This is a genomic window from Roseomonas alba (assembly GCF_019430885.1).
GTDB lineage: Bacteria > Pseudomonadota > Alphaproteobacteria > Acetobacterales > Acetobacteraceae > Neoroseomonas > Neoroseomonas alba.
Genome location: NZ_JAHYBZ010000008.1, coordinates 148,639 through 165,142 on the forward strand (window position 1 = coordinate 148,639; position 16,504 = coordinate 165,142).

At 70.5% G+C, this 16,504-nt stretch carries 16 protein-coding genes; 3 read left to right on the forward strand and 13 right to left on the reverse strand.

Annotated elements, in window-relative coordinates:
• Positions 1 to 62: 62 nt before the first annotated feature.
• From KPL78_RS22055 to KPL78_RS22080, 6 genes are all read right to left on the reverse strand, one after another.
• Positions 63 to 263 (reverse strand): hypothetical protein, encoded by a 201-nt coding sequence (locus KPL78_RS22055; RefSeq protein WP_219765136.1) that lies wholly within the window; start codon positions 261 to 263, stop codon positions 63 to 65.
• 121 nt (positions 264 to 384) lie between these two features.
• A complete protein-coding gene (locus tag KPL78_RS22060; RefSeq protein ID WP_369412820.1) occupies positions 385 to 1,800 on the reverse strand; it encodes a sensor histidine kinase in 1,416 nt (471 codons plus the stop codon).
• A gap of 276 nt (positions 1,801 to 2,076) precedes the next feature.
• Complete coding sequence (locus KPL78_RS22065) at positions 2,077 to 2,757, reverse strand: winged helix-turn-helix domain-containing protein (RefSeq protein ID WP_219765138.1); 681 nt, start codon at positions 2,755 to 2,757, stop codon at positions 2,077 to 2,079.
• Between the two features lie 12 nt (positions 2,758 to 2,769).
• Entirely contained in the window at positions 2,770 to 3,822 is a 1,053-nt protein-coding gene (locus KPL78_RS22070) for a S1C family serine protease (RefSeq protein WP_219765139.1), read from the reverse strand.
• Between the two features lie 37 nt (positions 3,823 to 3,859).
• On the reverse strand, positions 3,860 to 6,310 hold the full coding sequence (gene hrpB / locus KPL78_RS22075) for an ATP-dependent helicase HrpB (protein ID WP_219765140.1): 2,451 nt from the start codon (positions 6,308 to 6,310) through the stop codon (positions 3,860 to 3,862).
• A 274-nt stretch (positions 6,311 to 6,584) separates the two neighbouring features.
• On the reverse strand, positions 6,585 to 7,319 hold the full coding sequence (locus tag KPL78_RS22080; RefSeq protein WP_219765141.1) for an aspartate/glutamate racemase family protein: 735 nt from the start codon (positions 7,317 to 7,319) through the stop codon (positions 6,585 to 6,587).
• Positions 7,320 to 7,615: 296 nt separating this feature from the next.
• On the opposite strand from KPL78_RS22080, the gene KPL78_RS22085 reads away from it, so the two are divergent.
• Both KPL78_RS22085 and KPL78_RS22090 read left to right on the forward strand, forming a co-directional pair.
• Positions 7,616 to 8,569 (forward strand): ABC transporter permease, encoded by a 954-nt coding sequence (locus tag KPL78_RS22085; RefSeq protein ID WP_219765142.1) that lies wholly within the window; start codon positions 7,616 to 7,618, stop codon positions 8,567 to 8,569.
• 20 nt (positions 8,570 to 8,589) lie between these two features.
• Positions 8,590 to 9,495 carry an ABC transporter permease gene (locus KPL78_RS22090; RefSeq protein WP_219765143.1) on the forward strand — a complete coding sequence of 302 codons (906 nt, stop codon included), beginning with the start codon at positions 8,590 to 8,592 and terminating at the stop codon, positions 9,493 to 9,495.
• Between the two features lie 361 nt (positions 9,496 to 9,856).
• Here KPL78_RS22090 and KPL78_RS22095 read toward each other — a convergent pair whose 3' ends face one another.
• Both KPL78_RS22095 and KPL78_RS22100 read right to left on the reverse strand, forming a co-directional pair.
• Complete coding sequence (locus tag KPL78_RS22095; RefSeq protein ID WP_219765144.1) at positions 9,857 to 10,300, reverse strand: hypothetical protein; 444 nt, start codon at positions 10,298 to 10,300, stop codon at positions 9,857 to 9,859.
• Positions 10,297 to 10,929 carry a glutathione S-transferase family protein gene (locus KPL78_RS22100; protein ID WP_219765145.1) on the reverse strand — a complete coding sequence of 211 codons (633 nt, stop codon included), beginning with the start codon at positions 10,927 to 10,929 and terminating at the stop codon, positions 10,297 to 10,299. The genes KPL78_RS22095 and KPL78_RS22100 overlap by 4 nt, the downstream gene beginning before the upstream one ends.
• 154 nt (positions 10,930 to 11,083) lie before the next feature.
• Between KPL78_RS22100 and KPL78_RS22105 the strand changes: the two genes are divergently transcribed.
• The gene (locus KPL78_RS22105) at positions 11,084 to 11,224 is read left to right on the forward strand and encodes a peptide chain release factor 1 (RefSeq protein WP_219765146.1); all 141 of its coding nucleotides are present in this window, start codon (positions 11,084 to 11,086) and stop codon (positions 11,222 to 11,224) included.
• 184 nt (positions 11,225 to 11,408) lie between these two features.
• Here KPL78_RS22105 and KPL78_RS22110 read toward each other — a convergent pair whose 3' ends face one another.
• The 5 genes from KPL78_RS22110 to KPL78_RS22130 are packed head-to-tail and all read right to left on the reverse strand — an operon-like array spanning position 11,409 to position 16,235.
• Positions 11,409 to 12,149: a TlyA family RNA methyltransferase gene (locus tag KPL78_RS22110; RefSeq protein WP_219765147.1), complete on the reverse strand. Its 741-nt coding sequence runs from the start codon at positions 12,147 to 12,149 to the stop codon at positions 11,409 to 11,411.
• Positions 12,149 to 14,068 (reverse strand): 1-deoxy-D-xylulose-5-phosphate synthase, encoded by a 1,920-nt coding sequence (dxs, locus tag KPL78_RS22115; RefSeq protein ID WP_219765148.1) that lies wholly within the window; start codon positions 14,066 to 14,068, stop codon positions 12,149 to 12,151. The genes KPL78_RS22110 and dxs overlap by 1 nt, the downstream gene beginning before the upstream one ends.
• Positions 14,068 to 14,985, reverse strand: a complete 918-nt coding sequence (locus KPL78_RS22120) for a polyprenyl synthetase family protein (RefSeq protein WP_255569312.1) — start codon at positions 14,983 to 14,985, stop codon at positions 14,068 to 14,070. The genes dxs and KPL78_RS22120 overlap by 1 nt, the downstream gene beginning before the upstream one ends.
• A complete protein-coding gene (locus KPL78_RS22125; protein WP_219765149.1) occupies positions 14,975 to 15,232 on the reverse strand; it encodes an exodeoxyribonuclease VII small subunit in 258 nt (85 codons plus the stop codon). Before KPL78_RS22125 ends, KPL78_RS22120 begins: the two co-directional genes overlap by 11 nt.
• Positions 15,233 to 15,266: 34 nt before the next feature.
• Positions 15,267 to 16,235 (reverse strand): Bug family tripartite tricarboxylate transporter substrate binding protein, encoded by a 969-nt coding sequence (locus KPL78_RS22130; protein WP_219765150.1) that lies wholly within the window; start codon positions 16,233 to 16,235, stop codon positions 15,267 to 15,269.
• Positions 16,236 to 16,504: the final 269 nt, after the last annotated feature.

The window sequence follows — 16,504 nt, forward strand, 5'->3', positions numbered from 1 at the left end:
CAACATCCCGGATGGATGGCCGGGTGGGGGTGTGGGCTGGTGCGGTTCGACCGAAAAAAGATCTAGCGCGGCTCGGGAGCCTGCGCCGCGCGGATCGCCCGACGCAGCTTTGCGACCCCGGTGCGCGGATGGCCATTGTCGCACAGCCGCATGCCGTCCTCGACCAGGCGGCGTACCGATTCCTGCCGTGCCCCAGGCATCGCGCCCAGGCGATCGGCCAGTTCGACACAGTATTCGCGGCTGTCGGATGTGACCTGCGGCATCGGCTCCCCTCCGGCGACAAGATCCGGGGCGAACAGAATGGCAAGTGGCAAGAAGGCACGCATCGTCCGTACCATGCCGCCACCGGCCTCGCATCGCGGTGGCCTTCGGATGAACGCCCGTTCATCGGATGGAGGCCCCCGGTCCACCCAGCCGGAGTGTTGCGCGCAGGCCCGGTTGATCGGCGCCAGGCTCGGCGTCGTCCAGCACCAGTTCCCCGCTATGCAGATGCGCCACCGCGATCACCAGCGACAGGCCCAGCCCCGATCCGGGCGTCGCGCGGGCGGCATCGGCGCGGAAGAAGCGCTCCCCCGCGCGGGCCCGGCCCTCGGCAGACAGGCCGGGACCGCTGTCTGCGATGGTCACCTCCACCCCGTCGCGCGGCACAGCCTGCGCGGACAGACGCACCGTGCCGCCGGCCGGGGTGAATTTCAGCGCATTGTCCAGCAGGTTGCCGACTGCCTGCGCCAGCAGATCGCGATCGCCCACCAGTTCAAGCTGCTCCGGCAGGTCGAGCGCGATGGTCTGGTCGCGGCTCTCCGCCACCACGCCATAGAATTCCGCGACGTCGCGCAGGACCGGCACCAGGTCGAGCGGCGCGAAGGCCGCCCGTCGCGCGCCGGCCTCGGCCTCGGCAATGCGCAGCAGGGCCTCGAACACGCGGGAGATGTTGTCGAGGTCGGTGATCCCCTGCTCCATCGCCGCGCGCAGCGCCTCGGCATCGCCGGTGCCGGCCTGCGCTTCCTCGAGCTTCGCCCGCGCGCGGGCGATGGGCGTGCGCAAATCATGCGCGATGGAATCCGACACGCCGCGGATGCCCTCCATCAGCCGGTCGATGCGGTCGAGCATGGCATTCATGCTTTCCCCCAGACGGTCGAATTCGTCGTCGCGCCCCGAATTGGGCACGCGCCGCGACAGATCGCCCGCCGCGATGGCCCGCGCCGTCTGCGATGCCGGGCGCAGGCGATGTTCCAGCGCGCGGCGCAGCACCGCCGCGCCCAGCAGGGCGATCACCGCGGCGGCCATGGCGGACCAGGCGATGCCCTCTGCCAGCAGGTCGCGCAGGCGCTGCTTCTCATCGACATCACGCCCGATCAGCACGCGATAGCCATCGAGGCCGATGGTGTAGAGCCGCGCCTCGACCTGCACGCCCTCCCGCGCCACGGCGGTCGCGGCCCACTCACCATCGCCGGCCGTATCGGGCGGCCAGCGGTCGAGATTGCCCGCAACGCGCCGCCCGTCGGCATCCGTCATCAGATAGATGGCGTGGTTCTCGACATCCGCGGCGAGACGCTCGGAAATGGCCTCTGCCACCGCGCTCGGCCCCGCCTCCCGCCACCGTTCCGTGAGGCCAAAGGCATCGGTGCGCAGCGCGGCATCGGTCTGGCGATCGAGCGAACCCGCCGTTGCGAACCACAGGATCAACGCGAAGAGAATGGTCGCCGCGCTGTACACGCCGGCAAACAGCAGCGCGAAGCGGAAGGAGGCGCCGCGCAGGAAGCGCAGCAAGGGGTCCCAGGCGTTTGTCGATTGCGGCACGGTCAGCATCGGTGAGGGGGTTCGCCCCTTCCCGCCAAGACGGCCTTCCTGATGACCGGAATGCTTGCACCGTTGCGGTTGGAAGGGCGCTGCCCCTCCAAACGCCCCCCCCAACGGTGTCGCATTGACGTTGCTTCGCGACACCAATGGGCGCCCCTGGTGCTTGGAGCACCTGGACCGCAGTCTCCTGGCACCGGGCATTGCAAACTGCCTCGGCGCGATGTGCCACACCACAACGGAGCAGCCAGGAGGAGCAACGCCCCTCCAGCCCTCATCTCACGCCTCCGCGCGGATCATGTAGCCGGCGTTGCGCACCGTATGGATCAGCGGCTTGTCAAAGCCCTTGTCCACCTTCTGGCGCAGCCGACTGACATGCACGTCGATCACGTTGGTCTGCGGGTCGAAGTGATAGTCCCACACCTTCTCGAGCAGCATGGTGCGCGTCACCACCTGCCCGGCATGGCGCAGCAGGTGCTCCAGCAGGCGGAACTCGCGCGGCTGGATCTCGATGCGCCGGCCGCCGCGCGTGACGGTGCGCGACAACAGGTCCATCTCCAGATCCGCGATCTTCAGCCGCGTCGCCGGCGCATCGACGGTCGGGCGGCGGCCCAGCGCCTCGACACGCGCCAGCAACTCGGCGAAGGCGAAGGGCTTGACCAGGTAGTCGTCGCCGCCCGCCTTCAGGCCCTTCACCCGCTCATCGACCGCGGAGAGCGCGGAGAGGAACAGCACAGGCGTGCGGTTGCTCTGCCCGCGCAGGGTCTCGACCAGGCGCACGCCGTCCACGCCGCCGGGCAGCATGCGGTCCAGCACCAGGATGTCGAATTGCTCGGACGCCGCGAGGAACAGCCCATCGCGCCCGTTGCTCGCATGCTCGACCACATGCCCGGCTTCCTGAAGGCCCTTGCGCACGAAACGCGCGACCTCGGCATCGTCCTCGACCAACAGGATGCGCATGAGGCTTCGTCCCTACCCTTCGTTCGGCCGCCGGCCGATCTGCACGGCGATTTCCTGTTGCCGCCCGCCACGCAGCAGCGTCAGGCGGACCGTCTCTCCGGGCGGCAGCACCGCGACGCCGCGCACCAGGGCGCGGGAGGTCGCGACCGCCTCTCCGTTCAGCGCCGTCACCAGGTCGCCCTGGCGCAGCCCCGCGCGGGCGGCGGGGCTATTGCGCTCCACGCCCATGATGACGGCGCCGCGGCGGCCGCGGCCCTGCTCCTCGGCGTCCGCGACCGATACGCCGAGCCAGCCGCGCTCGACCCGCCCGCCGCGAATCAGGGCCTCGATCACCGGCTTGGCGAGGTCCGACGGCACGGCGAAGCCGATGCCCGCCGAGGCACCCGAAGGCGAGTAGATCGCCGTGTTGATGCCGATGACCTCGCCGGCCATGTTGAACAGCGGCCCACCGGAATTGCCCGGGTTGATGGGGGCGTCGGTCTGGATGAAATCGTCGAAGGGCCCGGCGCCGATGTCGCGGCCGCGGGCCGAGACGATCCCCGCCGTGACCGACCCGCCCAACCCGAAGGGGTTCCCGGCCGCCAGCACCCATTGGCCGACGCGCATGCTGGACGACGCGCCAAGCGAGACGGCGTTGAGCGTCCCGCGCGGCGTGATCTTCACCAGCGCGAGGTCGGTCAGGTCGTCCACCCCCATGACGCGGGCGGGATATTCCGTACCGTCCTGGGTGGTGACCACGACACGCGTCGCATTGCCCACGACATGCCCGTTGGTGACGATGATGCCGGAGGGCTCGATGACGAAGCCCGACCCGGCCCCCTGCACCAGATGGCTGCCGCCGCCGCGCCGGCGATCGACCGGGCTGCGTCGCGGCTCGTTCTCCTCCCGGCTGGTGACCTGGATGCTGACCACGGCCGGCAGCACGCTTTCGGCGAGGTCGGCGAAATCAGGCAGGCCGCGCTGGGCGCGCGCCGGACCGGCGCAGCCAGGCAGGGCGGCAAGGGGCAACAGCAGCGCAAGGCGGCGCGGCAGCGCGGGCGACTCGGGGGGGGAGATCGGGGGCATTCTCACGGGCCCAATCTGCGCTGCCCTCTCGGGGGGTTCAACCGGCGGCAATCGGGTCCTCCGGCCAAGGGTGCTTCGGATAGCGGCCGCGCATTTCCTTACGGACCTCGGCCCAGCTTCCTTTCCAGAAACCGGCCAGGTCCCCGGTGACGGCAATCGGCCGTCCGGCCGGCGACAGCAACGCCACCTGCACCGGCACCCGCCCGCCGGCAAGGGGGGGCAGGCCGGCGAGGCCGAAGAGGTGCTGCGCGCGGGCCTCCAGGGTCGGGATCTCCCGCGCATAGTCGATGGCTGCGGTTCGCCCGCCGGGCAGGGCGAGACGTGGCGGCAGCGCCGTATCCAGGGCGCGTTGCCGGTCCCAGGGCAGGGCGTCGCGCAGCAGGGCGGTGACGTCCAGCGCACCGAGCTCCGACAGCTTCGTGCGCCCCAGGATCTGCGGCGCGAGCCAACCCTGCACCGAGGCCGCCAATGCGGCGTCGGAGACGTCCGGCCAGGCCTCGCCTTCGGCCTTGCGCATCCAGGCGATGCGAGCCTGGGTCTGGCGTGCCGCATCGGTCCAGTTGAGATCGCGCAGGCCGCGCTCCGCCGCCGCGGCGGCCAGGGCGGCGGCCACGGCGGCCGGGTCGGCCTGGGCCAGTGGCGCTTCCTCCAGCACCAGCGGCCCGAACATCAGACGCCGCCGCGCCAGCACCGCACCGGCCCGGGCGTCGAAGGCCGCACCTTCCTCCCGTCGCAGCCGTTCGGGGAAGCGCGCTTCCAGCACGGCGCGGTCCAGGGGCGCGGCCATGCGGATGCGGGCCTCCGTCCCCTGAAGGGCCAGGTCCGCCACGGCCAGCAGCGCCGACTTGGCCAGTGGATCGGTCGCCGGCAGCCGTGCCCCCTGCCCCGAGGCCAGCCGGAACGCCCCGTCCATTGCGCCGCGCTTCGCGGCGATGCGATCCGGAAAGCCTGCCGCCAGCAGCGCGCCCGCATCGCCATCCGGATGCGTCTGCCCATGCACGCCCAGTCGCCGGCGGTGCAGCGCCGAGGCGCGGCGGATGCGATGGATCGTCGCCCGGTCCGCATCTGCCCGATCCGCGCCATGCAGCAGGTCGAGCCGCAGATGCACGTCCGAGGGCGCCTCGCGGTCACGGATCGGGTCGCGTTCCTCCAGCAGCGCCGCTAGGTCCGCGGCGAGCGCCCGCTCACCCTCATCCGCCGCTGCGACCAGCATGCGCGCGAGCCGCGGATGCGTCCCCAACCGCGCCATGCGCCGCCCCGTGGCAGTGATGCGGCCATCCCCGTCCAGCGCATCGAGGTCCCGCAGCAGCGCCTGCGCCGCCTTCACTGCCCCTGCCGGCGGCGGGTCGAGGAAAGCCAGGTCGCCCAGCGACGCTCCCCATCCCGCCACGTCCAGCACCAGAGCGGACAACTCCGCCTCCAGCATCTCCGGCCGGTCCGCGAGCGGCAGGCCGCGATGCAGCGCCTCGGTCCACAGCCGGATCGCCACACCGGGCGCCGTGCGCCCCGCGCGTCCCGCGCGCTGTTCTGCCGCCGCCCGGCTGATTCGCACCGTCACCAGCCGCGACAGGCCCGATGCCGGATCGAGCCGCGGCGCGCGGCGGAACCCGCCATCAACAACGATCCGCACGCCCGGCACGGTCAGCGAGGTCTCGGCGATGGATGTCGCCAGCACCACCTTCCGTCGCCCATCCGCGGCCGGGTTCAGCGCGATGTCCTGTTCCGCCGGCGGCAATTCCCCATGCAGCGGCACCACCAGCGCATCGAGGCCCGTTAGCCTGTCCTGCGTCCGCCTGATTTCCCCCCAGCCCGGCAGGAAGGCCAGCACGTCGCCCGGATGCTCCCGCAGCGCCTCGCGGATCGTGCCGGCCATCGCCTCCGGCAGGTCACGCGCATCCTTCAGGTCCCGCGCGCGGGACTGCACAGTGACGGGATAGGCGCGCCCCAGGCTCTCGATAACCGGCGCATCGCCGAGCAGCCCGGCAAAGGCCCCGCCATCCAGCGTCGCCGACATCGCCAGCAGCCGCAGTTCCGGCCGCAACGCCCGTTGCAGGTCGAGGCACAGCGCCATCGCCAGGTCAGTGTCGATGTTGCGCTCATGCGCCTCGTCGAACAGCACCGCTGCGACGCCTTCGAGGCCGGGATCCGATTGCAGCCGCCGCACGAGAAGGCCCTCGGTGACGACCTCCACCCGCGTGCGGTCGGAAAAGGCGCGATCCAGCCGCGTCGCCAGGCCGATCGTCCCGCCCGGCGCACTCTCGCCGACCATCTCCGCCATCCGCCGCGCCGCCGCGCGTGCCGCGACGCGCCGCGGTTCCAGCACGAGGATGCGGGCGTTCTCCGCCCAGGGCTCGTCCTTGAGCACCAGCGGGACAAGCGTCGTCTTGCCCGCGCCCGGCGGGGCGATGAGCACCGCATTCGATCCGGCGCGGAGCGCCTCGCGCAACGCGGGGAGCGCCTCGGCGACGGGGAGGTCCGGGGGCGTCATGGGTGACCGGAGAGGGGCTTTGCCCCCCTCCGGGCCTCCCCCCACCAAAGGCCGCAGGGCCTTTGGAAACCGATACCTGGTGTTGGGGGCGACGGACGCTTTGATGACCCGACACGCACGCGTGCCGGAAGAAATCCGCGGCCCCGGGCGGAAAAGGCCAGCCCCCGCCGCATGCTGTACGCCGAGCCCAGCGCCAAGTGACAGTTTCCAAAGGCCCTGTGGCCTTTGGTGGGGGAGCTTTGGAGGGGGCAAAGCCCCCTCCATCGCGCGAGCCTCACGCGAACCACCGGCGAAGGTCGTCGGATACCCCGACCATTGGCGCCTGCGCGACCCGTTCCCGCGCCGCCCCACCGCCTAGTGCCGCGGCCAGCGCACAATCCAGGCTGTCCAGCACCGGCACCGACACAAGCGGCGCCACGCGCGGGGCAATCCCTGCCAGCCCGGCGCCGCCCAGCACTACCGCCCCGGCGCCTTCCGCCGCGGCGGCCTGGGCGGCTTCGGCGAGGAGCGCCGCCGCGCCATCCGGGTCGCGGGCGATCATGTCGCCGGTCGGGGCGATGCCGCGCACCATGACCTGGTCGGGGCCGAAGCCGCGGATCAGGACGAATTCCTCCAGCATCGGCACCCAGAGCGCGCCACCGGTCAGCAGGGCCACCCGCGGTGCAATCGCCAGGGCTGCGGCGATGGAGGCCTCGGCCATGCCGACCACGGGAATGGGCAGCAGCTCGCGTGCGGCCTCGATCCCCGGTTCGCCGAAGCAGGCGATGATGGCGGCGTCGCAGCCGGCCGGGTTGTCGCGGCCGATATGATCGGCGAGCGCGGCCAGCACCGCGTGACCGGCGATCGCGACGGCGGCGCGGGTGGAGATGTAGCGGGCGCCGAAGGGTGCGGTGACAGGCACCAGCTCCGCCGGGGGCAGGCCGAGGCGCGGCAGGGCCTCTGCCGCGCGGGTCGCGATCAGTGCGGTGATGGCCGGATCGGTGTTGCCGTTGAGCAGAAGGAGACGCATGGGCCGGGATCAGCATGGCCGCGCGACGGGCGCAAGGCACAGCCGGCACACGGAAAGCCTTCCCATCACCTTCGGCACTCAGGGAGTCTCACCGCTTGTTGCTGCTTGCTGCCGCACCGCAGGCCTGAGCGCACCGGACGAGTCGGCGACCCGCCCCGGAAGCGGGCAATCTGCACCGCTCCTGAGCAAAAACTGTGTGCATCGTCCCACACGGGCAGCCCTTGCGCATGGCACACCCCTTGCTGCGCTGCCGAAGATGCGCCGGAACCCATCGGCCGGCGCCTCAGGGAGAGTGCATGTTCTTCTACCTGCTCCGCCGCATCCTGTACGCCATCCCGATCGCCCTCGCGGTCGGGCTGTTCTGCTTCATGCTGGTGCAGATCGCCCCGGGCGATCCCATCAACGCCATCGTGCCGGCCGATGCGCCTGGCGACGTGGTCGAGCAGGTGCGGCGCGACTACGGCCTCGACAAGCCGCTGCCGGTGCAGTTCGGCATCTGGCTGTGGAAGGTGCTGCACGGGGATCTCGGGCGGTCGCTGGCGACCGGGCGCAGCGTCTGGTCGGACCTGTCCGGGGCGATCGTGAACACGCTGCGCCTGGCGATCGTCGCCTCCGGCCTGGGATTCATCATGGGCTGCGTGCTGGGTGGCCTGGCCGGCACCTTCCGGGGCTCCGTCGTCGACCGTGCAGCAGTGGGCATCGCCGTCGCCGGCGTGTCGGTGCCGCACTACTGGCTCGGCATGGTGCTGGTGGTGGTGTTCTCGGTGCAGCTCAACATGCTGCCGGCGATGGGCGCGGGACCCAGCGGGTCCGGCGACTGGGCCTGGAACTGGGAGCATATGCAGCACCTGATCCTGCCCGCGGTGACGCTCGCCGTGATCCCGATGGGCATCGTGACGCGCACCGTGCGCGGCATCATCGCCGAGATCATGAGCCAGGAATTCGTGACCGCCCTGCGCGGCAAAGGCCTGACGCGCGGGCGCATCTTCGTCCATGTCGTGAAGAACGCCGCGCCGAACGCGCTCGCCGTGATGGGCCTGCAGCTCGGCTACCTGATGGGCGGGTCGATCCTGGTGGAGACGGTGTTCTCCTGGCCCGGCACCGGGCTGCTGCTGAACAATGCGATCTTCCAGCGCGACCTGCCGGTGCTCCAGGGGACCATATTGGTGCTGGCGATGTTCTTCGTCGCGCTGAACCTGGTCGTCGACCTGGTGCAGACCGCGCTCGACCCACGAATCAAGCGCGCCTGAACGGGAGAGAGCCGATGAGCATGTCCACGACTCCCTCCGCCGCCGAGGCGGAACTCGCCGTCCAGGCCCGGCAGGCCGCGGTAAAGAGCCAGGGCTACTGGGCAGGCGTGTGGAAGCGCCTGCGCCGCGATCCGGTGACCATCGGCTGCGCGCTGGTGCTGCTGGCGATGTTCCTCGCCATCGTCCTGGCGCCGATGATCGCGCCGCACGATCCCTATCAGGGGTCGATGATCCGCCGGCTGCGCGCGATCGGAACGCCCAACTATCCGCTCGGCACCGACGAGCTCGGCCGCGACATGCTGACGCGGCTTCTCTATGGCGGCCGGCTGTCGTGGTTCATGGGCATCGTGCCGGTCGTCTTCGCCTTCGTCATCGGCACCTCGCTCGGCGTGCTGGCGGGCTTCGCGGGCGGCAAGGTGAACATGGCGATCATGCGCACCACCGACATCTTCTACGCCTTCCCCTCGGTTCTGCTGGCGGTGGCGATCTCCGGCGCGCTGGGGGCGGGCATCCTGAACGCCATCCTTGCGCTGACGCTGGTCTTCATCCCGCAGATCATCCGTGTGGCGGAGAGCGTGACGACCGGCGTGCGCAACCTCGACTTCGTGGATGCGGCACGGGCGTCGGGTGCTTCCGCCTTCACCATCGTGCGCGTGCATGTGCTGGGCAATGTGCTGGGGCCGATCTTCGTCTATGCGACGTCGCTGATCAGCGTCTGCATGATCCTGGCTTCGGGCCTGTCCTTCCTCGGCCTCGGCACCAAGCCGCCGGAGCCGGAATGGGGCCTGATGCTGAACACGCTGCGCACCGCGATCTATGTGCAGCCCTGGGTGGCGGTGCTGCCCGGCGTGTGCATCTTCATCACGTCGATCTGCTTCAACCTGCTGTCCGATGGGTTGCGCCAGGCGATGGATGTGAAGGCCTGATCGCCTTCACATCCATCGCGTCCTGTCGTCTGGCACGCCTTGCGGCGTGACGGACGTGAAGGCCTGATCGTCTTCACATCCATCGCTTCCTGCCGTCCGGCACGCCTTGCGGCGTGACGGACGTGAAGGCCTGATCGCCTTCACATCCATCGCTTCCTGCCGTCCGGCACGCCTTGCGGCGTGACGGATGTGAAGGCCTGATCGCCTTCACATCCATCGCTTCCTGTCGTCTGGCACGCCTTGCGGCGTGACGGACGTTAAGGCCCTACCGCATCCCGATCGCGCTGCGCGCGATCGGCCCGAAAGTCCAGGAATCTGCGTTTCCTGGCGAGGGGTTCGAGGGGGGCCGCCCCCCCCTGCCTCACCAGAGCGGCACGAACCGCCGCAGAATCGCCCGCGTCAGCCGCTGGTTCGACCGGCTCCAGGGATCCTCGGTGTAGAAGACCGGCTCCCCCGGCTCCCAGCCTGAGCAGCTCCAATCCGACTGCCGCGCGAAGAAGGCGACGAAGTCCGCCTCCTCCCGCCACTGCGCCAGGGTGCGGCTCGGGTAGTGGCCGTCCTGGATCTCGCACAGTGCCACGCCGCCGCCGCTACGGATCAGCGCATGCCCGCAATAGTCGCGGTGATGTTCGTGGATCAGCCCCTCGCCGTCCTGGCAGCGGAGCAGCGTCCGCCAGAGCTTGCGGGCGAGCCCTTCGCCGAAGGGTCGGCGGTCCAGCCGCGCGGCGAGGCGTTCGCGTTCCGCGCGGTTGCCCTCGTAATAGGCCCGCAGATAGGCATCGTGGTCCGCGGGCGGGTCGGTCATGTCATCGGCACCGCGACCCAGCGCCTGAAACCAGGCCGCGCGCCGATCGCCGCGTACCAGGCGGCGAGCGCGGGGAAATGCGGCATACCCGGCACATGCACTTCCGGCCCGAACCACCGGCGTGCGTAGCAGCCGAGCACGATGTCGGCGACGGTCATGTGCTCGCCATCGATAAAGGGCCAGCCATGGGCCGCGATATGGGCGTCGAGCATCGCCCAGCACTCGCCGGCCGCTTTGGCCGCGGCCATGACGGCGGCCATGTCGCGCTGGTCCGCCGGCGTGCGCACCATGCCCCAGAACAGGTTGCGCTCCGCCGGGCCCAGGGTCGAAAGCTGCCAGTCCATCCAGCGGTCCGCGCTGGCCCGGGCGGCAGGGCTCGCCGGATAGAGCGGGCTGCCATGCTTCGCGGCCAGGTAGCGCAGGATCGAGTTTGATTCCCAGAGGACGAAACCGTCATCCTCGATGGTCGGCACCCGGCCATTGGGGTTCATCGCACGGTAGGCGGGCTCGTTGACCAAGCCGAATTCCATGCCGGCATCGACGCGGTCGTAGGGCAGATCCAGCTCCTCGAGCAGCCAGAGCACCTTCTTCACATTGACCGAATTCACCCGGCCCCAGACCTTCAGCATGCAGTCCCCCGATGCGGTGCGGGGTGCATGGTAGGGCGGAATCGTGTTTCGGGTCACGGCAGCGTGCCCGGCTGGTGCCGCAACCTCTTCATGATTCGGGCGCTTTTGATCGCGATTGTCGTATCGTGCCGCGGGCGCGGCACTGGAGGATTGCATGTCGGAAGCCGAGATGGAGCGGCGGATGGATGAGCTCGACCGCCTGTTGAACGACCCGGAGACGCGGATGGACGCGGAACGGGTGTGGGCGATCCTGGCGGAGATCAGCCGGACAGCCGTGCCCGCCCCACGCGGCTGACGTCGCAGGCGGCACCCCTCCGAGCCATCTGTGCCAAAGGCCGGGGCCGGTGGAACGGGCCATCCAGCACGGGGCGCGGCCACTGGTGTTCCGCGCAGGGCAAGCCGCACGCGTCGCCCTGCATCATCACTGATCAAGACGTCCGAAGACCCTCGGGCGAAAGGGTCCGGGACGGCAGAGCCACCTACGCCTTGCGCCGCGCCGCGATCAGGAACTCGCGATTGCCTTCCGGCCCGGTGATCGGGCTGGGTTCGATGCCGATCACGTCCCAGCCCGGCAGCCCGGCCCACCAGTCATGGATGGTGGCGCAGACTTCCGCATGCACCGCCGGGTCGCGCACGACCCCGCCTTTGCCGACCCGTTCCGGCCCGGCCTCGAATTGCGGCTTGATCAGGGCCACCGCCCAGGCCTCCGGTGCGGCGAGCGCCAGTGCCGCGGGCAGCACCGTCCGCAGCCCGATAAAGGAGGCATCGCAGACCACCGCCCCGACCGGCTCCGGCACCTGCTCGGCGGTCAGGTAGCGGGCGTTGACGCGTTCCAGCACCACCACCCGCGGATCGTTGCGCAGCTTCCAGTCGAGCTGCCCATGTCCGACATCGACGGCATAGACCTTCGCCGCGCCCTTCTGCAGCAGCACGTCGGTGAAGCCGCCGGTGGACGCGCCCACATCCAGCCCCACGCGCCCCTCCGGCGACAGGCCGAAATGGTCCAGCGCATGGGCCAGCTTGATGCCGCCGCGGCTGACCCAGGGATGATCCTGGCCGCGCAGGATGATCGGCAACCCCTCGGGCAGCAGATCGCCGGCCTTCTCGATCCGGCGCTCGCCGCAATAGACCTTGCCGGCCAGGATCAGCGCCTGCGCCTTGGTCCGGCTGTCCGCCAGGCCGCGCTCGACCAGCGCCACATCGGCGCGCTGGCGGGCCATCAGGCCCGCGCGGGGAGCGCCCGGGCCGGCTGACCCAGCGCCGCCAGCACCGTTCCGACGATCTGCGACGCGTTCAGCCCGGCCTCGTCATACTGCTTCTTCGGCGAATCATGGTCGATGAAGCGGTCGGGCAGGCACATCGGCCGGATCTTCAGCCCGCCATCCAGCAACCCGCGCGTCGCGAGATGCTGCATCACCAGCGCGCCGAAGCCGAGGATCGACCCTTCCTCGATCGTCACCAGCACCTCGTGCTCGCGCGCCAGGCGTTCGACCAGGTCGGTGTCGAGCGGCTTGGCGAAGCGCGCATCGGCGACCGTGCAGGACAGGCCATGCGTCGCCAGCTCATCCGCGGCCTTGAGCGCTTCACGCAGCCGCGCGCCATAGGACAGGATGGCGATGGAGGTCCCTTCCCGCACCACGCGCCCGCGCCCGATCTCGAGCACCGAGCCGCGCTTCGGCACCTCGACGCCAAAGCCCTCGCCACGCGGATAGCGGAAGCCGACCGGATGGTCGTCGATCGCCGCGGCGGTCGCGACCATATGGGCGAGTTCGGCCTCGTCCGACGCCGCCATCAGCACGAAGCCCGGCAGGCAGCCGAGATAGGCGATGTCGAAGATGCCCGCATGCGTCGCGCCATCGGCGCCGACCAGCCCCGCGCGGTCCATGGCGAAGCGCACCGGCAGCGACTGCAGCGCGACATCGTGCATCACCTGGTCATAGGCGCGCTGGAGGAAGGTGGAATAGATCGCGCAGAAGGGCTTCATCCCCTCCGTCGCCATGCCGGCAGCGAAGGTGACGGCGTGCTGTTCCGCGATGCCGACATCGAAGGTCCGCTTCGGGAAGGCCTTGCCGAACAGGTCGAGCCCCGTGCCGGAGGGCATCGCCGCATTGATCGCGACGATGCGGTCATCGGCTTCGGCCTCCGCGATCAGCGCATTGGCGAAGACCTTGGTGTAGCTCGGCGGGCCGGGCGGGGCCTTGGCCTGCTCGCCGGTGACGACGTTGAACTTCTGAACGCCGTGATACTTGTCGGCAGCGGCCTCGGCGGGCGCGTAGCCCTTGCCCTTCTGCGTCACGACATGCAGCAGGATCGGCCCGGCATGCTCCGTATCACGCAGGTTGCGCAGGATCGGCAGCAGGTGGTCCAGATTGTGACCATCCACCGGGCCCACGTAGTAGAAGCCCAGCTCCTCGAACAGCGTGCCGCCGGTGAACCAGCCGCGGGCATATTCGTCGGCGCGCCGTGCGGCGCGTTCCAGCGGCGCGGGGAAGCGCTTCGCCACCCGCGCCATCAGGTCGCGGATCGACAGGAAAGGGCGCGAGGAAATCAAGCGCGACAGATAGGCCGACATCGCGCCCACCGGCGGGGCGATCGACATGTCGTTGTCGTTCAGGATGACGATGAGGTTCGCCTTCGACGCGCCGGCATTGTTCATGGCCTCATAGGCCATGCCCGCGCTCATCGCGCCGTCGCCGATCACCGCGATCACCTGGCGGTCGTCACCCTTCAGGTCGCGCGCCACCGCCATGCCGAGCCCGGCGGAGATCGAGGTGGACGAATGCGCCGCGCCAAAGGGGTCGTATTCGGATTCCGACCGCCGCGTGAAGCCCGACAGTCCGCCGCCCTGGCGCAGGGTGCGGATGCGGTCGCGCCGCCCGGTCAGGATCTTGTGCGGGTAAGCCTGGTGGCCGACGTCCCAGATCAGCCGGTCCTTTGGCGTCTCGAACACCGCATGGACCGCGACGGTCAGCTCCACCACGCCCAGCGACGCCCCGAGATGCCCGCCCGTGGTGCTGACCACGTCGATCGTCTCGGCGCGCAGTTCCTCGGCAAGCTGCTTGAGCTGCTCGGCGGAGAAATTGCGCAGATCGGCGGGCACGTGCACGCGGTCGAGAAGGGGGGTCGCCGGACGGGTCATCAGGTCCTCCGTGCGATCGCGTAGCCCGCGAGCGCCCGTAACAGATCGGCACGCTCACCGAGCGCGTCCAGATGCGCCGCGGCCTGAGCGGCGAGTCTTTCCGCCTGGGCCTGGGCGCGGGGAATGCCGAGCAGCCCCACCAGCGTCGCCTTGCCGGCTTCGGCATCCTTGCCGGTGCGCTTGCCCGTCTCCTCGGCCGAGGCGGTGGCGTCCAGCAGGTCGTCGGCGATCTGGAAGGCCGCGCCAAGATCCCGCCCATAGGCGGCGAAAGCATGGCGCATCTGCGACGGCGCCTTGCCGAGGATGGCCCCGGCCTCGGCGGCGTATTCGATCAGCTTGCCGGTCTTGAGGAGCTGGAGCCGGCCGATCTCGGCTTCTTCCAGTGGTTCCTCGGCGGCCTCGGCCAGCATGTCGAGCATCTGCCCGCCGCACATGCCGCGCGGCCCCGCGGCGCGGGCCAGGCCGCGGCACAGCTCGGCGCGCACCCCCGGATCGGCGTGCGTCCCGGGCTCGGCCAGCACGTAGAAGGCATTCGCCTGCAGCGCATCGCCGGCGAGCACCGCGGTCGCCTCGTCGAAGGCCTTGTGGACCGTCGGTTTGCCGCGGCGCAGGTCGTCATCGTCCATGCAGGGCAGGTCGTCATGGACCAGGGAATAGGCGTGCAGCATCTCGATCGCCGCCGCGGTGCGCAGGGCCGCGTCGCGCGCCACGCCGAACTGCCGTGCCCCTTCCAGCACCAGGAAGCCGCGCAACCGCTTGCCGCCGCCGATGGTGGCGTAGCGCATGGCCTCGAACAGTTTCGCTTCCGGCCCTTCGGGCGGCGGGATCAGGATATCGAGCGCCTGGTCGATCTCGGCCGCCGCCCCGGCCATGGCGGCGCGCAGGGCCTCGTCCGACGCGAGGGTGCTATTCGACATCGCGCAGCGTCAGTCCCGTGGGGCCTTCCACGATCGCCTGCACCTTCTGCTCCGCCTCGGCAAGCTTGCGTTCGCAATGGGCGCGGAGCGCGGCGCCACGCTGATAGGCAGCGACCGAGGCCTCCAGGGCCCCCTGTCCGCTCTCCAGCGCCTTCACGATACCTTCGAGCTCGGCCAGCGCCTGCTCGAAGGTGAGGGTCTCGATATCGGGCGGCGCGTCGCCGCCCGCCGTGCTTGTCCTGGCCATGCCGCCGCAGTTTAGCAGCCCAGCCCGCCGGCGGCTATTCGGGCTCGATGCCGGCCTGGCGGATGGCGTTGGTCCACTTGACCGTTTCGGCGCGGACGAAAGCGACCGCCTCCGCCGGGGTGGAGGGGCGGATGTTCATGCCGAAGGTGCCCAGGCGCTGCCGCACCTCGGGCAGGGCCAGCGAGGCCACGACGGCGGCGTTCAGCTTCGCCACCCGATCCGCCGGCGTCCCGGCGGGGACGAACAGGGCGAACCAGGCGATGACCTCGTATTCCGACAGGCCGCCGGCCTCCCGCACGGTCGGGACATCGGGCACGGCGGCCGAACGCTCGCCGGAGGTGACGGCGAGGATGCGCAGCGCGCCTGCCTGGGCCTGCGGCAGGATCACCGCCTGGTCGGCGATGAACAGGTCCACGCGGCCCGACAACAGGTCCTGCACCGCCAATGGCGAAGAACGATAGGGCACGTAGAGCATCTTGATCCCTGCCGCCGCGGCGAGGGATTCGGTCGCCACGCGCTGGGAGGAGGAGGCGGAGGCGAAGGTCACCCCCTCCGGCCGCGCCTTGGCCGCGGCGATCAGGTCGGCGAGCGTGCGGTAGGGGCTGTCCGCCTTAACCGCGACCAGCAGCGGCACCGTCGCGATGGTGGAGACGGGGATGAAGCCGTTCTCCATGTCGAAGGGCACCCGCTTGAACAGGGCGTTCGCCGCGGCATTGGTGGAATTGGTGCCGATCAGCACGGTGTTGCCGTCAGGGGCGGCGCGGGCAACGGCCTCGGCGCCGATCAGGCCATTGGCGCCGGCACGGTTCTCGACCACCACGGGCTGGCCGAGGGTCGGACGCATCCCGTCGGCCACCACGCGGGCGACGGTGTCGGTGGCGGAACCGGGGGCAAAGGGGACGATGCCGCGGATGGGCTGGTCGGGCCAGGCGGCCTGCGCGCTGGCAGCGGCCGGAAGGAGGGAGGCCGCCGGCAGGGCGGCAAGCAGGGCACGGCGGTGCATGGACGGTTTCCTTCCCGTAGGTCGGCGGGGGAATAGGGCCTCGCGCGCCGGGACGCAATTGGAGGGGCGCAGTCCCATGCGTGCGAAGATGAGGCGCCGCGGGCGATTGGAGAGGGGCGCTGCCCCTCTCCAAACCTCACCCAGCCACCGGGGTCCCGCTGACGTTGCTTTGCAACGCCAAGGGGCGCCCCCAGTGCTTGGAGCACCAGGAACGCGATCTTCTGGCGCTGAGCGCAACAGCCATGCTGCCTCCCTCCCAGCGCGCTTCG

Bases quoted from the DNA above. Each gene is read 5' to 3' on its own strand.
- KPL78_RS22065 (WP_219765138.1), bottom strand. From the start codon at position 2,757: ATGCGCATCCTGTTGGTCGAGGACGATGCCGAGGTCGCGCGTTTCGTG.
- KPL78_RS22070 (WP_219765139.1), bottom strand. From the start codon at position 3,822: ATGCCCCCGATCTCCCCCCCCGAGTCGCCCGCGCTGCCGCGCCGCCTT.
- hrpB (WP_219765140.1), bottom strand. From the start codon at position 6,310: ATGACGCCCCCGGACCTCCCCGTCGCCGAGGCGCTCCCCGCGTTGCGC.
- dxs (WP_219765148.1), bottom strand. From the start codon at position 14,068: ATGACCCGTCCGGCGACCCCCCTTCTCGACCGCGTGCACGTGCCCGCC.
- KPL78_RS22130 (WP_219765150.1), bottom strand. From the start codon at position 16,235: ATGCACCGCCGTGCCCTGCTTGCCGCCCTGCCGGCGGCCTCCCTCCTT.
- KPL78_RS22085 (WP_219765142.1), top strand. From the start codon at position 7,616: ATGTTCTTCTACCTGCTCCGCCGCATCCTGTACGCCATCCCGATCGCC.
- KPL78_RS22095 (WP_219765144.1), bottom strand. From the start codon at position 10,300: ATGACCGACCCGCCCGCGGACCACGATGCCTATCTGCGGGCCTATTAC.
- KPL78_RS22055 (WP_219765136.1), bottom strand. From the start codon at position 263: ATGCCGCAGGTCACATCCGACAGCCGCGAATACTGTGTCGAACTGGCC.
- KPL78_RS22110 (WP_219765147.1), bottom strand. From the start codon at position 12,149: ATGGCCCGCCAGCGCGCCGATGTGGCGCTGGTCGAGCGCGGCCTGGCG.
- KPL78_RS22100 (WP_219765145.1), bottom strand. From the start codon at position 10,929: ATGCTGAAGGTCTGGGGCCGGGTGAATTCGGTCAATGTGAAGAAGGTG.
- KPL78_RS22105 (WP_219765146.1), top strand. From the start codon at position 11,084: ATGTCGGAAGCCGAGATGGAGCGGCGGATGGATGAGCTCGACCGCCTG.
- KPL78_RS22120 (WP_255569312.1), bottom strand. From the start codon at position 14,985: ATGTCGAATAGCACCCTCGCGTCGGACGAGGCCCTGCGCGCCGCCATG.
- KPL78_RS22090 (WP_219765143.1), top strand. From the start codon at position 8,590: ATGTCCACGACTCCCTCCGCCGCCGAGGCGGAACTCGCCGTCCAGGCC.
- KPL78_RS22080 (WP_219765141.1), bottom strand. From the start codon at position 7,319: ATGCGTCTCCTTCTGCTCAACGGCAACACCGATCCGGCCATCACCGCA.
- KPL78_RS22125 (WP_219765149.1), bottom strand. From the start codon at position 15,232: ATGGCCAGGACAAGCACGGCGGGCGGCGACGCGCCGCCCGATATCGAG.